Here is a 15,354-nt window from a genome sequence, read left to right as displayed (position 1 = left end):
CGGCGACAGCCGGGGTGACGCGACGGGAGGGGCGCCTCTTCCGGATCAAGATCCCGGCCTTCTGCCTGGACGACGCTCACTGTTGTGTTACAGCACCCGCGCCCGCCGGGCCTGTCGCACGGCCTGGGTGCGGGTGTTGGCGCCGAGCTTCACGAAGATCTGCTTGGCGTACCATTTCACCGTCTCCGGCGTGATCGCCAGGGCGACCGCGATCTCCTTGTTGGTCAGGCCTTCCGCCATGCAGGCCAGCACCTCGCGCTCGCGCCCCGTGAGCTGCTGGTAGAGCGGCTGGGTCGCCGGTTCCTCCTCGCGCGTCGCGACGATCCGCTCGGGCACCGGCTTCTGCGGCCGATTGGCGTCGGCGAAACTGACCACTTCCGAACGCGATGCCGCCGGTTCCTTTCCGGGGTGCAGCAGATCGGCGATGAAGTCGCGCTTCGCCTTCGGCAGCATCTCGCCGATGGTGCTGGCCTCGACACCCTTCAGCAACGGCAGGAGATAGAGCCGCATCTCGCGGAAGATGCGCGTGAAGCCGCGTGGCATGGCGGCCGCCAGGGCATTGCGGAAGACGTCCAGCGCCTCGGCCTGTTCGCCGCAGGCCCAGAGCGAGGCGGCGAGCAGGATGCGCCCCTCGACCTGATCGCCGAAGCGGCCCATGGCTTCCGCCTTGGCCAGATATTCCTGAAGATAGGCGAGATTGCGCCGCGCCTCGCCCAGCACGCAATCGGCCCTGGCCATGCCGAGGCAGATGATCTCGTTGGTCACGCTGCGCGCCGTGCGGCCGAGCGCCTTCTCCTCGGGCTGGCGCATCTGTTCGAGACGGTTCAACAGATGGCGGACCTGGCGCCAGTCGTTGGCGAGCAGGGCGAAATGGAGACGCTGCACCAGGCAGGCGGCGACGATGCGGATGAAGCCGAGGCGATGGGCGATCGCCTCCAGCCGGTCGAGCCGCTCCAGGGCACGCTTCATGTCGCCGTCGGCGGCATGGACGCGGACCAGGGACAGCGGTCCCCGGATGCCGATGCTGGGCGGGGTGCGCGAACAGGCGATGTCGAAGCGCCCGGCCAGAAGCTTCTGCGCGCCCTCGAGATCGCCGAGATCATAGAGCAGGCCGGCGAGACAGGAGGCCGGCAGGCTGGCCGGCACCGAACGGCGCCCGCCCGCCTCCTCGCCGTGGCGCAGCGCCTCCTCGAAACAGTCGCGGGCCTTGGCGAAATCGCCGAGCTGTTCGTGGGCCTGTCCGATCACGCAGGCGGCATAGACGACGGTGAAGCGGCTGCGCTCCGCCGCCGACCAGCTTTCGCCGATCACCTGGGCGTCGAGGGCGGCGGCGAAATCGCCCTCCACGGTCTTGCAGTAGGTCAGGACATTGGCCAGCGCGCCGATCTTGAACTGATCGTCGCGCGGGCCGGAGGCCAGCCATTCCTCCGCCTGCTGCATGCCCTCGAAGGTCCGGTCGTTGAGGGCGTAGAAGGCCGCCTTCAGGGCCTGCAGCTCGAAATGCACGTGGCGGCCCGGATCGGGCCGCGCCGCCAGCGCCTTCTCGACGCCGGCGATGGTCGCCGCCGCCTCGTCCATGCGCATCGACAGCGTCAGCGCCCAGCCGACGTCGACCGAAAGATCCAGGCGCTCGACGAACAGGCTCTTGGGCAGGCGTTCGTACCAGCTCATGAGAAGGAGGATCTGCGCCGTCTCGACCAGGTGACGCGACTGGCGGGCGATCATGCCGATGGCACGCGCGGTATCGCCCTCCTCGATCGCGTGGTGGATCGCCTCCGATATCTCGCCCCGGGAGGAAAACCAGGTGGCGGCGCGCTTGTGCAGGGCGCGCAACTCCTCCGCCTCCATCTGGCCGACCTCGCCCGCCAGGAATTCCCGCAGCAGGGGATGCAGCCGGGCCCATCCCTCCGTCCCCTCGAGGGGGATGATGAAGGGCACTTCCTCGATCAGGCGGTGGATGCGCGCCTCGGAATCGGTGGTGTCCAGCAGCGTGTCGCAGAGATTGGGACAGAAGCGCGACAGGATCGAGACCCGCACCAGCCAGCGACGGTCTTCCTCGCCGATCTGGCGGAATACGGTTTCGCGGATGTAGTCCGTGATCTCCTTGGTCTCGCCGCAGAAGGTCTCGACGAATTCGGAGACGTTGCGCTTGCGGTTCAGCGACTGCGCGGCGAGGCAGAGACCGGCGACCCAGCCTTCGGTCGCCTGGTTCAGGGTGTCGATGTCGGTGAGGCGCAGCAGGTTGTGGCCGCGCAGGCGGAAGAATTCGATCGCCTCGGCGATGTCGAAGCGCATTTCGCCGATGTCGGTTTCCTGCACCCGGCCCTGCAGCTTCAGCCGCGACAGGCCGAGCCACATGGCGGGCCGCCCGGCGAGCACGAAATGCAGGTTCGGCGGCGCGTAATGCAGCAGGTCGTAGAGCACCGAGAGCACGGGCGCCGAATTGAGCTCGTGCACGTCGTCGAGGAAGACGTAGATGTCGTCGCCGAGTTGCTGCACTTCGTTGACGATGAAGCCCGCGACCTGGGACGGCGCCATGTTGCCCGACGCCGACAGGAAGGAGGTGCCCGTCTGCCGGTCGTTCTCGAAAGCCTGGTCGAGGGCGCCGAGCAGATATGTCAGCAGTTGCGTCGGCTCGTTGTCGTGGAAATCCAGACTGAGCCAGGCGACCCGGGCGCCATCGAAAAGAAGACGCTTTCGCCAATCCGCGAGAAGCGTCGTCTTGCCGAAGCCAGCGGGCGCCCGCACCATGGTGACAGTGTGAGCCGGCAGGTTCTCGAAATAATCGTCGAGATTCTTACGCCGCACGATATTGGTAAGCAGACTTGGCGGCAGAAATTTGGTTCTGACCAACATATCGGCACCACCCCGGGCTTTGGCCCGTTATCGTTATAGTTGCCTGTCGCGACGTCGATGCGCGTTACGCTCATCAACCCCGGCGTTGTCGCCGGCCGTTTCCTCCCCGTCGCATTTAAAACTATGCACTATTCGTTTGTCCGGCGCGAGCGGACTTGTTCCCGATCAGGCGACAGCATTCACCCGCCGCCGGGTCGCGAGGCCGATGTACCAGTCCAGCGCGGGCGGATTGGTCATGGCATCGCGGCTCGCGGCGCGTTCCGGCGCCCAATCCATGAGGATCTTGCGCACCGGGATCTCCATCTTCTTGCCGGTCAGCGTATAGGGAATGTCCGGGACCTGATGGATTTCGTCGGGCACGTGCCGCGGGCTGTAATCCTGACGCAACTTCGAGTTGATGGATTTCCGCATCTGATCGTCAAGCGTTACGCCGGGCGCCGTCTTGACGAACAGCGGCATGTAGAAGGTTCCGCCCGACAATTCACAACAAACGATCAGACTGTCGGCGACGCCTTCCACCTGTTCGACCGCGCGATAGATCTCGGAGGTGCCGATGCGCACGCCATAGCGGTTCAGGGTCGAGTCGGAACGACCGTAGATGTAACAGCCGCCGCGGTCGTTGATCTTGATGAAGTCGCCATGGCGCCAGACGCCCGGATAGACGTCGAAATAGGATTCGTGATAGCGCCGCCCGTCCTTGTCGCCCCAGAAGAAGACGGGCATGGAGGGGAAGGGCCGGGTCACCACCAGTTCGCCGACCGCGTCGAGTATTTCCTTGCCGTCGTCGTCGAAGGCGTGGACGTCCATGCCGAGCATCCGGGTCTGGATCTCGCCGGCATGGACCGGCAGGGTCGGCGAGGCGCCGACGAAGCCGGAGGCGATCTCCGTGCCGCCGCTCTGCGAGGTCAGCCAGAGATCCGATTTCACCGAGCGGTAGAACCAGGCGAAGCTCTCCGGCGTCGCGGGCGAGCCGCCCAGCAGGATCGAATCGAGGCGCGACAGGTCGAAGGTCTTGCCGGGCTCGAGACCCTGGCGCTCGAGGATCTGGACATAGGTCGGGCTGGCGCCGAAGCAGGTGGTGCCCGTATCCGCCGCCATCTTCCAGAGCACGTCGGGCGCCGGATGCACCGGGCTGCCGTCATAGGCGACCACGGCCGAGCCCATCAGCAGGCCGGCCAGCACGATGTTCCACATCACCCATCCGGTGGTCGTATAGAAGAAGATCACCGATTCCGGCTTCAGGTTCAGGTGGAAATGGGCGAGCTTCAGATGCTCCATCAGGGCGCCGACGTGGCTGTGGGCGATCGCCTTGGGCAAGCCCGTGGTGCCGGAGGAAAAGACGATCCACAGCGGATGGTCGAAGGGCACGCGCTCGTAGACGAAGAGATGGCGCGGCACCTCGGAATGGTCCAGCAATTCGCGCCACAGCATGGCGTCCGCGACCGGCGGCGTCTCCCGCGTCTCGTTCAGATAGGGCAGCCAGACGACGGTCTTCAGGGACGGCAGGGCGGCGACGATGGAGCGCACTTCCTCCGTCCGGTCGAAATCCTTGCCGCCGAAGCGATAGCCGTCGGCCGCGAACAGGACCTTGGGCTCGATCTGCGAGAAACGCTCGATCACCGTCTTCACGCCGAATTCGGGTGCGGCGCTGGACCAGATGGCGCCGATCGCCGTCGCCGCCAGCATGGCCACCGCCGTCTCCGGGATGTTCGGCATGTAGGAGACGACGCGGTCGCCCGGCTTCACGCCCAGCGCCCGCAACTGGGTGGCGACGATCCGCACCTGGCGTCCCAGTTCGCGTCTTGTCATGGCGCCGAGGGGGCGGATCTCCGAGAGGTGGTGGAGCGCGACCTCGTCCCCCTCGCCCTCGTGGCGCAGCATGTGCTCGGCGTAATTGACGTGGGAGCCTTCGAACCATCGAACCCCCGGCGCCATGTCGAGACGGTCGACGGCACGCAGATAGGGGGTGGAGGACGCCACTTCGAAATAGGCCCAGAGCGCCGTCCAGAAGCCTTCCGTGTCCTCGACCGACCAGCGCCAGAGGGCGTCGTAATCAGGGAAGTCCAGGCCCCGCGTCGCGCGCAGCCAGTTCATGAAGAGCATGACGTTCGAGGATTCGACGAATTGCTTCGACGGCGTCCACAGCAGATCGCCTTCCTTCACCATGGTCATTCCCCCAGTCTCATAATCAGTTCAGGGCCTGAAGCCGCGCGAGCACGGCCTCGGGCTGGGCGTCCGCCGGAACGGCCGCGAAGATGAAATCGCCCCCCTGGGGCGGCGGCGCGCCGTCGCGCCAGAAATCGGCGGCAAGGGCGATGCCGGTCGGAACGCCCGGCGCCGGCGTGGCGGCGACCTGGAAGTCGATGCCCGCCGGCACCGCCTCGCCGCCGTGCCGCAGGCCGACGTCCCAGCGATAGTGGCCGGCGATGTTCAGCACCGGACCGCAGGCGGCGACCACAGCATCGGCGGCGGCGCTGGCGGTTTCGAGCAGCAGGGCGTCGAGCCCGCTGTCGCCGAAGGCACGCAGGAAGTCGGCCATATACATGGCCGCGCTGTCCGCGTCCTCGGCATCGACCTCGCCCGCTTCCGTCCCAGCGAGATCCGCCGCCAGCGCGACGAAATCCGCCGGCGCCGGCAGGACGAGGGCCAGCGGAAGCCCCGCGTGGGACGCCCGGAGCCCGGCCAGGGTCGCGCGGATGTGATCGCGCGCGCCCTCGTCCGACAGCAGGGTCTTCAGCGGGTAGAGCAGGCGGCGGCGGGCCGACATCGCCTCGCCGAGCGCGGGATGCGCCGCCACCCAGGCCGTCAGCATGGGCGCCAACGGCAGCACCGCGACGTCGGGCCGAAGCAGGCCCTGCGCCTTGCGGTGCCAGTCGACGAGACGGGTGACATCCCCCCAGGGAATGTCGCCCGCGGCGAGCAGGCGCCCGCAATAGTCCGTGGCGTCGAGCCAGCGGGGGCGCCGCCCGCCCTTCGAGAGGAGATCGCGAAACGCCCCCATGCCGTCAGCCCTTCGCCGCCAGTTGCGCTTCGAGTTCGGCGATACGGACGTCGCGCGGGTCCGCCATGAAGATCGGCTGGATCGTGCCGGCGTCCAGCATCTGACGGGCGGCGCCGGCGCCGGTGTAGACCGTCGCCGGATCACCCCAGGAGCCATAGTAGGGCAGGTCCTCGGCCGGTGCCTCGGTCACCCAGTCGGCGACGAAGTCGGCATATTTCCGGCCCCGCGCCTTGCGGGCCGCCCGCTCGCCGGCGCGCGCCTTTTCGGTCGCCGCGACGTCGACGATCAGGGTCCGCTCGTCGTAGACGACGTGGTAGATGTCCCGAGCCGATTCATGGCTGATCAGGTCTTCGCGCAGATCCTGCATCACCGCTTCGGGATCGCGCTCCAGGACGTCGCCGTAACCGGCACCGGCGCCCTGGCAGATCATGTAGATCTCGCCTTCCTCCACCAGTTCGAAGGTCATGCCGGCGTCGGCCGTCAGGTAGCGGGCACCCTCGATCGGCTGCTCGTTCATCAGCTCGACGATGCCATAGGGGAAGCGCGCGGCGTTGCCTTCCTTCGCGAACCAGTCGAAGACGTTGACGTCCTTGACCTTGCCGATCGGATAGGCCGGGCAGTTGTAGCCGCCGAACAGGCCGGGGGCGGAACAGAACCACGAGCCGGACTGACCGGTCATGAAGCCCCACATGTTGGTGCCGCGCACGGTCACCATCTGCTCGTAGCCGAGGCCGCCGCGATACTTGCCCCAGCCCACGCGGTCCCGCGCCAGATGCTGGGCGATCAGGCGCACCATGGGCAGTTCCTCTTCCGCCAGCTCGTGCTCGCCGGTGTCGCACATGAAGCCGAACAGCGGCGAGACGGAATGTTCGCCATCGCGGTTCTCGCGGGCACCCTGGCCGTTGCCGTTGATGTCGGCGCAGAAATTGCCGGTCACGTCCATGTGCTGGGTCAGGCCGCCGTAGACGAAGGTGGCGGGCTGGTTGTACTGGCCGGCGATGGTCACGGTCGCCCGCGCCTTGGCGCCGTCCGGCAGGCCGTAGATGAACTTCGGGAAGGAAACCGTCGCCACGGTGATGGTCCTGAACATGGGCAGAAGGCTCATGGCGCAGGGCGCGTCGTTGTTGGCGTCGATCAGGGAATTGGGGTCCGTCTCGAAGTCGAAGGCGGCGAGAACGCCGAGGTTGTGCGGCAGGTCCGGCCAGATGTTCTGCAGGACGCCGGTGAGGAAACAGACCTTGGTCGAGCCGATCACCGCATTGATCGATCGGTTGGACAATTGGGGCGATGAGCCCCGGAAGTCCATGCACATGCGGTCGCCCTTCACCCGGGCGGCGCAGGCGATCTTGACCAGCGCGGGCTCCCGCAGGGTCGAGTCGATCCAGGTGTTGAAGCGCACCACGCCATCCGGCAGCTCCGCGATGCGGCGGTGCACCTCGGCCTCGGTATCCTCGAGGTTCCGGCGCAGATAGGCGACCAGCGCATCCTTGCCGAATTCCGCGATGACCGAGCGCACGCGCTCCATCAGTCGGATGCAGGCGTGCAGCTTCACCTTCACGTCCTCGTACTGCAGCTTCGGATCGCGCACCGAATTCTGCAGGAAGGTGAGGATGTCGCGCTTGACCTGGAAGTCCTCGACGATCCTGAACGGGCTCATCTTCAGCCCTTCGTCGAAGCGGGATTCGGCCTTGGCGGGCATGCCGCCCGGCTCGATCGCGCCGTTCTCGCCCTCGTGGATGGTGGACGAGACCCAGCACACCAGTTCGCCCTCGTGGAACACGGGCATCATCATCGACTGGTCGGTGTTGTGGATTCCGCCGTAACGCGAGTCGTTATGGATGAAGCCGTCGCCGTGGCGCACGCCGACCGACGGATCGTCGGTCCAGTACTTGTTGATGAACTTGATCGGATACTGGCAGACGCCGGCGAAGGTGACGATGCCGGCGGGCGAGATTTCCGAAAGATCGCCGCTCGCGGTGAAGATCGCCGTGACCAGATCGCCCCATTTGGCGCCCGGGGCGGCGCCCATCTGCTCGACCATGCGGAAGCTTTCCGACAGGGCGGAGATCACCCGCCCGCGCACCTGGTTCAGGAGGTGCGGGTCGTCGTGCTTCTTCATCGCCGCGTCTTCCATATCGGTCCGCGGCTCGAGATGGTGGTTGCGCATGATCGCGGGATCGGGGCCGTAGAAGAGCTGATGCTCGTCCACGAAATCCTGCAGGATCTTGCGCTCGCCGACGCTGAGCGTGGCGATCCCGGGCATGACGTTCATGGTTGCTCTCCTTCTTCTCAGGCGTCGATGCGGGTGAACCACACCGCGCCCTGGGCCGCCGCTTCATAGCGCCAGCCGGGTTCGACCAGATAGGTGGTGTGACTGGTGGTCACGATGGCCGGGCCGTCGATGACGACGCCGTGTTCCAGCGCCGCCTCGTCGTAGATCGCGGTCTCGATCGCGCCGTCGTGATCGACGAAGTGGCACGCGCGGGAGCCGACCGGCGCCGGGGTCGCGACACGCTTGTCGCCGGGATGGATGTTCTGGAAATCCACCGCATCGACCTCGACGAAGGAACAGACGCGGATGGTGTTGATGCGAACCCCCGCCTCCGCCGCCTGGCTGCCCTCGCCGAAACGGTCGCCATAGGATTTGTGGAATTGCCCGATCAGCTTCACCACGTCCGCGATCGAGGACAGGCGGGTCAGATCGGTCACCACCGTCGTCTGGACGCGCTGGTTGCCGTAGCGCATGTCGAGCTCCAGGCGATACTGGATCTTGTCTTCCGGCATGCCCTGGCGCAGCAGATCCTCGCGCCCGCGCCGCTCCAGTTCCTCCACCATGGCGTTGAAGGCCGGGAAGTCGGTGAAGAGCTGCTTCGTGTTGCTGTCGAACAGGACGGTGAAGGTCGACATCTCGTGGATGTGGAGCTGGCTGAGGTTGCCGGCGCCGCAGGCCGAGAAGACCGAGGCGAAGGGCGGTGCCAGGATGCGGCCGATGCCGAGACCGCGCGCGATGCCGCAGGCATGGAGCGGGCCGTTGCCGCCATAGGTGAGCAGCGTGAACTCGCTCGGCTCGTAACCGAAGCTGCGCAGCTCCGTCGCGACGCCGTTCGCCATGTCGAGGTCGACCGTGCTCTTGATCAGCTTGGCCGCATCGATCAGATCGAGATCGAGCGGATCGCAGATCTCGTCCTCCATGACCTGGCGGGCGCGCTTCGGGTTCAGCTTGATGTAACCGTTGGCGTAATTGCCCGGATCGAGATAGCCGAGGACGAGATCGGCATCGGTCACCGTCGGCTTCATGCCGCCGCGGTCGTAGCAGGCCGGGCCCGGATCCGACCCCGCGCTCTTCGGCCCGCATTGCACCGTGTCGTACATGCGGTTGTGCTGGGCGATGGAGCCGCCGCCGGAGCCGAGCGTGGCCAGATGGACCATCGGCACGGTCACCAGCCAGCGTTCGATGGTCGGCTGGAAGTCGTAGAACTTCACGCCGCCGTCGACGACGAGGCCGATGTCGTAGGAGGTGCCGCCCATGTCGGTGGCGACGACATTGCCGAGCCCGGCCTGTTTCGCCAGATGTTCCGCCGCCGCGATACCCGAGACCGGCCCGGAATGGACGGTCTGCAGCGCGTCGGTCGAGTTCAGCTGGGCCATGCCGCCCGAATTGTGGACGACCAGCATCGGCTTGTCGTAGCCGGAACCGCGCAGGTTGCGCTCCAGCGACGACAGGCCGAAATACATCACCTTGTGCAGGAAGGCGTCCATGATGGTCGACATGGAACGGACGTATTCGCCCTTCCGCCCCGCCACCTGATGGGACAGGAGAAGCGGCAGCGCGCCCAGCATGTGCTCGGGATAATCCTCGACGAAGATTTCCTGGATACGCAACTCGTGGGCCGGATTGACCACGGCGTTGGTCAGGGCGACGACGATCGCCTCGGCGCCGGCATCCACCAGGTCGCGGATCTGGACGCGCAGGTCGTTCTCGTCCAGCGGAATGACCACGTCGCCCCGATAGTCGATCCGCTCGCGCACGATGCGGATCATCTCGATCGGCACCAGCGGCAGGGGCCGTTCGGCGTTCGGAATGTCCTGCTGGGCCTTCATCGACAGGCCTTCGCCGTAGCCGCGGCCGCGCGACAGCGGCACGGTCGACTTGAAGCCCGCCGTGGTGATGAGGCCGATGCGCGGGCCCTGGCGTTCGATCAGGGCATTGGTGCCGAGGGTGGTCGCGTAGCGGACCGAATCGACCTCGGCCAGCATGGTCTCGCGGGTGGTACCGACCTCGCGGCAGGCGAAGTCCAGCGCCTCGTTGAAGCCGAGCGCCAGATTGTGCTTGGTGGTCAGGGCCTTGGACTGGACGTAGCGATCACCCCAGATCACGAAGCAATCGGTGAACGTGCCGCCGATATCGACAGAGACGCGCTTCATCGGGTCAGTCCTTCTGCGGGGCGTGGGCCGCGCCGTGGCCGTGGCCGTGGTGGTGGTGCTCGTGGCGCGGCGGTTCCTTGCCGGGGGTACGTTCGGTGACGGGCTTCCGCGTCGCCCATTGCGCCTTCAGGGCGTCGATGTCGAATTCGATGTCATGCACCGGCGGGTGACCGGGGACGGTATATTCGGTCTCGACCATCGTGCCGCAGTTCGGGCAGTAGAATTCGAGGATGCGGCACCATTTCGGATTCGGCGTATAGGTATGGCTGTAACGCTTCGGATCCAGCAGGGGCTTGTGGATTTCGGCGGGCTCGCGGTCGTAGACGAGCAGGCCTTCCTTGTAGTTGCCCCGCGCGTTGCCGATTTCATGGTTGCAGCTGCGGCATTCCCATTTCTCGGTGTCGAGATCGATGCGCAGATATTCGGTCACGAGAACCTTCACGGCTCTTCTCCTCAATTGTCGCGGGCGAGCATGGTGTCGCGGTTGGAATTGACGTCGAAGCGCCACCCCCGGCCGATACGCGCCGTGAAGAAGGCTTCCTCGAGGATGCAGGGACCGGTCGCCTCGGCGCCCGGGATCTGGTCCTCCAGGCGGTGGACGGCGAGTTCCGCCTCGCCGTCGCCGGGCAGGACCAGGCGGCGGCTGCCGGCGCTGCCGGCCGCCGTTCTGGGCGGTGCCGCGCCGTTGACGAGCTTGGCGTGATTGATGGCCCGGACCGCGCGCAGGCCGAGAACCAGGTCGTCCGCGCCCGCGAAGGCGGCCGGCAGCGGCGCCCCCGGGCTCCAGGGCTGTCCCTCCGTGTCGTTGCCGCCGTCACGCGACAGGCTCCAGTCCAGGCGGCAGTCGGAGAGCGCGAAACCTTCGGCGAACATGTCGCGATTGGCCTGGGCGGTCAGTTCGGCGACCGCCGCCTCGATCACCGCCGCGTCGCCCCTGCCGACCGACCGGTTGTAACCCTGCGCGATATCGGAAAAGCCGATGCCGAAGGCCGAGAAGACGGCGGCGAGACCGGGGATGATCACCCGCTTGATACCCGCCGCCTCGGCGATCGCGGTGACGACGAAGGGACCGGCGCCGCCGAAGGCCGCCAGTACCGTGTCCTGGTCGATCCGGGTGAAGGCCTTCAGGCTGTCGGCGACCTTGCCCACCCAGGCCTTTTCCGCCGCCGCCAGGGCGGTTTCGAGATCGACGCCGAGGGGTTCCGCCAATTCGCTGCGCACCGCCGCTTCGGCCCGGGCCTTGTCGAGGGACATGGCGCCGCCGAAATAGGTGGCGGGATCGATCAGGCCGGTCAGCAGGAAGACGTCGGTGATGGTCGGCCGCGTGCCGCCCAGGCCGAAGCAGGCCGGGCCCGGCGCGCCGCCGGCGGATTCGGGGCCGGCCTGGATGGCGCCGTCGACCACCTTCAGGATCGACGAACCGCCGACGCCGACACTGACGATTTCCGACAGCGGGAAGGAAATCTCGATGTCCTCCACCTCGCCGCGGCGGTTGGCGCGGGGCATGCCGCCCTCGACCAGGCCGATGTCGGTGGTGGTGCCGCCGATGTCCATGGTCAGCAGGCGCTTGAAACCGTAGTGCCCGGCCAGGGCGCGTGCGCCTTCCATGCCGCCCTGCGGGCCCGAGCCATAGGTCTTCACCGCGATGGTGCGGGCGACGCGGGACGAATCCCCGTCGTTGCGGAAGATCAGCAGCGGGTTCTGGTGCTTGTATTCGCGAAGAATGGCCTCGGCGTTATAGAGGAAGGTCTCCATCGCCGGATGCAGGAAGGCATTGATCAGGGCGGACCAGGTGCGGCGCACGGCGTCGCTGTCGTCCACCAGGTCGGATGCGCAGAGGGTCGGCACGACGCCCAGCAGGTGACGGGGAAACTTGCGCAGGATCGCCTTCTTCACCGCCTTCTCGGCGGTGCGATAGTCGTCGCCGGCGAAGGCGATGACGATGCGGTTGGCGCCGTCGTTGGTCAGCGCGTTGACCGCCGAGACCAGAGCGGTATCGAAGTCGCCGCCCTCGAGGGCGAGGTCGACCCTCTGGAGACGGGGCCCGACCAGCACCGAGAACATGTCGGCGGTGGCGCCGTTCGCCGTCAGGCCCGCGGTATCGTCGCCGGCGGCGACGATCAGGCCGAGGCGCGGCCCCTTCTTCTCCACGATGGCATTGGTGCCCTGGGTCGTCGAATAGCGGATGTGGTCCGTCGCCAGCAGCAGATCGACCAGCTTCTCCTCGCCATAGAGCGCAACCGAGGCTTTCTTCAGCCCCTCGAAGAAGCATTTCGAAAGGTCGTAGGGCGTGGTGATCGTCTTGGTGTGATGAACCTTGGCCCCGTCGATGACGCAGATGTCCGTCAGGGTGCCGCCGTTGTCGATATTGATGAGGAGACCCATGCCCACTCCCTCGTGTTCTGAGGCCACGCGGATGGGCTTGCGGCCCGCTCAGGGCGCAATTCTCCCGTCGTTGGACGCGCCGCCATTCCGACGATCACCGCCCAGTTGGGGGAACAGGCTCTGCCCGACGTTTCCTCGTTTCGTTGGATGCATCTTTGCCTCGACCGCGCCCGGCCTCTCCCCCCGATCGGGGGGAAATGTCGAGGGGTATGGGCGGGGGGGCCCCGGGTGACGGCGGAGGGGTCCGGCCCGTGCGGTGATTGTTTCTTTCGAATGAAGGGCTTGGATCGGCCCTCCGGCATTGACTATGATAATCATTCGCAAATACCCCTGTCCCTCAACGGCCGATCATCTCGATGAGACGGCCGATTTCGTGCGAGAGGGGCGAGCAAGGCATGTTTCGAGATCGTGGACTTCTGTTGCGGGGCGTCGCCCTCGGCGCGGTGATGACGGCGGGTTTCGGTCTGCGGGCTTTCGCGGAAGAGGGCGCGGCACCGGTCGTGCTCGACCCGGTGCTGGTCGAAGCCCAGGCCCCCAAGGCCCCGACCGTGACCACCGTCGACCGCGAAACCCTCGACCGGCGCCAGGTGGAGAGCATCGAGGACCTCGGCCAGCGCGTCGATCCTTCCATCACCTATGACCGGGATACCCGCAGCATCAATATCCGCGGCCTTTCGGAAAGCCGCGTGCGGACCACGCTGGACGGCATCCGCCTGCCCCATCTGGTCTATGGCGCGCGGGACGCCAGCGGTTCGGGCAGCGCCAAGCGCGGCGGCACCGATACCTTCGATTTCGGCGGCCTCTCGTCCCTCGACATCCAGAAGGGCGCGGATTCCTCCCTCTTCGGCTCGGGCGCGCTCGGCGGCGTGCTGGCGCTGCGCAGCCTCCAGCCCGAGGACATATTGACGGGCGACAAGGTCTTCGGCGGTCTCCTGAAGGGCGGCTACAGTTCCGCCGACGAGAGCTGGCGCGGCAATCTGGCGCTGGCCGGCCGCCACGGTGACACCTGGTTCCTGGCGCAGGGCGGTTACCGCCGGGGCAACGAGCTCGCGAGCCAGGGGTCGGTCGACACCTACGGCACCACCCGGACCAAGGCGGATCCCGCGGATTACGACCGCTACAACGCGATGATCACCGTGCATCAATATCTGGCGGCCGGTCATCGCCTGGGCCTGACGGCCGAGATCTTCGATCGGGAGGAAGACATCGATGCCCACAGCCTGTCCGGCAACACGAATTTCGCGCCGGGCGACTATCGGCAGACGGAGGAAAGCGAGCGCCAGCGTGTCTCCCTCGATTACAAGTTCACCGCCCCCGCCGCAGGCGGCTGGATCGACGAGGCGGAGGCGATCGCCTATTGGCAGAAGGTGAAGCTGACCAGCTTTCGCGACGCGGAACGCCAGACCAGCCCGGTCGGCGTCTTCGACCAGACCAACACCAACCAGGTGGAGGCCTTCGGCGTCGTCGGCAATGCGGTCAGCCGTTTCGATATCGGCGGCATCGGCAACACGCTGCGTTACGGCGGCGAATTCATCGCCGACGAGACGAGGCAGTTCAGCGACAGCGTGAACAACTGCCCGGCCTTCGCGATCCCCTTCTCCACCTGCTATTTCCTGCACGACGATCAGGCCGATGCTCCGGATGCCGAGGGTAAGACCGTCGGCCTCTACATCGAGGACAAGATCACGGTCGCCGGCGGCGCGGTCGCGGTGACTCCGGGTCTTCGCTACGATTGGTACGAACAGAAACCGCAGGACAATGCCGCCTATCAGGGCAATGCCAACTACAGCGGCCCGATCGCCGGTTCATCCGATTCGAAGCTGAGCCCCAAGGTTCTCCTCGAATGGTATCCCACCGACAATGTCACGCTGTTCGCCCAATGGGCGCAGGCGTTCCGGGCTCCGAGCCCGACGGAACTCTATCTGACCTATGGTTCGGTCGGTTCCTATCAGGTGATCGGCAATCCGGACCTGAAGCCCGAGACCAGCAACGGCTATGAAGTCGGCGCCAGTTTCGGCGACGAGGATCTGGGCGGCAAGATCACGGCCTATAAGAACTTCTATCGGAACTTTATCGACGAGGTGGATACCGGTGCCACCGCGAACTACCCCCTCGGGGTCACCGAATATGTCAACCGCGCCAAGGTCCATATCCAGGGCGTCGAATTGTCCGGCCAGTGGCGCTTCGCGCCGGGCTGGCGGACCTGGGCCAGCCTGGCCGTCCAGAGCGGCAAGGATGTCGATGTCGGGGAACATCTGAACTCGATCCCCCCGACCAAGACGATCCTCGGCCTGTCCTATGACGCGGCAACCTGGGGCGTCGCCGGCTCGGCGACCATCGCTTCAGGGCGCGAGAAGGTGGAGAACCCGCCGATGGTGCGTGGTTTCCCGCAGAGCGTGACCCACCTGCAGACCCCGTCCTACGAAGTCTTCGATCTGACCGGCTGGTGGGAACCCGGGTTCCTGCCCGGGGCCAAGCTGGAAGTCGGCCTGTTCAACGTCTTCGACGAGAAATATCGCAATGCCGTGGGCGTGCCCGACACCGCGACCCAGCCGGACGACTTCTATTCCGAGCCGGGCCGGAACTTCCGGGTCACCGCGACCTATCGTTTCTGATGCCGCGCCGCCGCCGGGCTGCCGGTTGACAGCCCGGCGGCACCATGCGATTGCAAATGCAAGTGACTCTTA

The 15,354-nt window shown here is 66.4% G+C and carries 8 protein-coding genes; 1 reads left to right on the top strand and 7 read right to left on the bottom strand.

The features are described from left to right. Positions 1-87 precede the first annotated feature (87 nt). From L2U69_RS19255 to L2U69_RS09430, 7 genes are all read right to left on the bottom strand, one after another. The gene (locus L2U69_RS19255) at positions 88-2,808 is read right to left on the bottom strand and encodes a LuxR C-terminal-related transcriptional regulator (protein WP_236106563.1); all 2,721 of its coding nucleotides are present in this window, start codon (positions 2,806-2,808) and stop codon (positions 88-90) included. 213 nt (positions 2,809-3,021) lie between these two features. Then, positions 3,022-5,028 (bottom strand): acetoacetate--CoA ligase, encoded by a 2,007-nt coding sequence (locus L2U69_RS09455; RefSeq protein WP_236106562.1) that lies wholly within the window; start codon positions 5,026-5,028, stop codon positions 3,022-3,024. Positions 5,029-5,044: 16 nt separating this feature from the next. Next, positions 5,045-5,857, bottom strand: coding sequence for a hypothetical protein (locus L2U69_RS09450; protein WP_236106561.1), 813 nt, complete (start codon positions 5,855-5,857; stop codon positions 5,045-5,047). Between the two features lie 4 nt (positions 5,858-5,861). Beyond that, the gene (locus tag L2U69_RS09445) at positions 5,862-8,129 is read right to left on the bottom strand and encodes a hydantoinase B/oxoprolinase family protein (RefSeq protein ID WP_236106560.1); all 2,268 of its coding nucleotides are present in this window, start codon (positions 8,127-8,129) and stop codon (positions 5,862-5,864) included. Positions 8,130-8,146: 17 nt separating this feature from the next. Beyond that, positions 8,147-10,282: a hydantoinase/oxoprolinase family protein gene (locus tag L2U69_RS09440; protein ID WP_236106559.1), complete on the bottom strand. Its 2,136-nt coding sequence runs from the start codon at positions 10,280-10,282 to the stop codon at positions 8,147-8,149. A 4-nt stretch (positions 10,283-10,286) separates the two neighbouring features. Then, complete coding sequence (locus L2U69_RS09435; RefSeq protein ID WP_236106558.1) at positions 10,287-10,724, bottom strand: acetone carboxylase subunit gamma; 438 nt, start codon at positions 10,722-10,724, stop codon at positions 10,287-10,289. Positions 10,725-10,735: 11 nt separating this feature from the next. Next, on the bottom strand, positions 10,736-12,667 hold the full coding sequence (locus tag L2U69_RS09430) for a hydantoinase/oxoprolinase family protein (RefSeq protein ID WP_236106557.1): 1,932 nt from the start codon (positions 12,665-12,667) through the stop codon (positions 10,736-10,738). Between the two features lie 395 nt (positions 12,668-13,062). On the opposite strand from L2U69_RS09430, the gene L2U69_RS09425 reads away from it, so the two are divergent. Then, positions 13,063-15,282 (top strand): TonB-dependent hemoglobin/transferrin/lactoferrin family receptor, encoded by a 2,220-nt coding sequence (locus L2U69_RS09425; protein ID WP_236106556.1) that lies wholly within the window; start codon positions 13,063-13,065, stop codon positions 15,280-15,282. Positions 15,283-15,354: the final 72 nt, after the last annotated feature.

Origin of the sequence: Zavarzinia marina (assembly GCF_021568905.1) — a bacterium.
Classification (GTDB): domain Bacteria; phylum Pseudomonadota; class Alphaproteobacteria; order Zavarziniales; family Zavarziniaceae; genus Zavarzinia; species Zavarzinia marina.
This window is presented reverse-complemented; position numbering and strand designations above follow the sequence as displayed.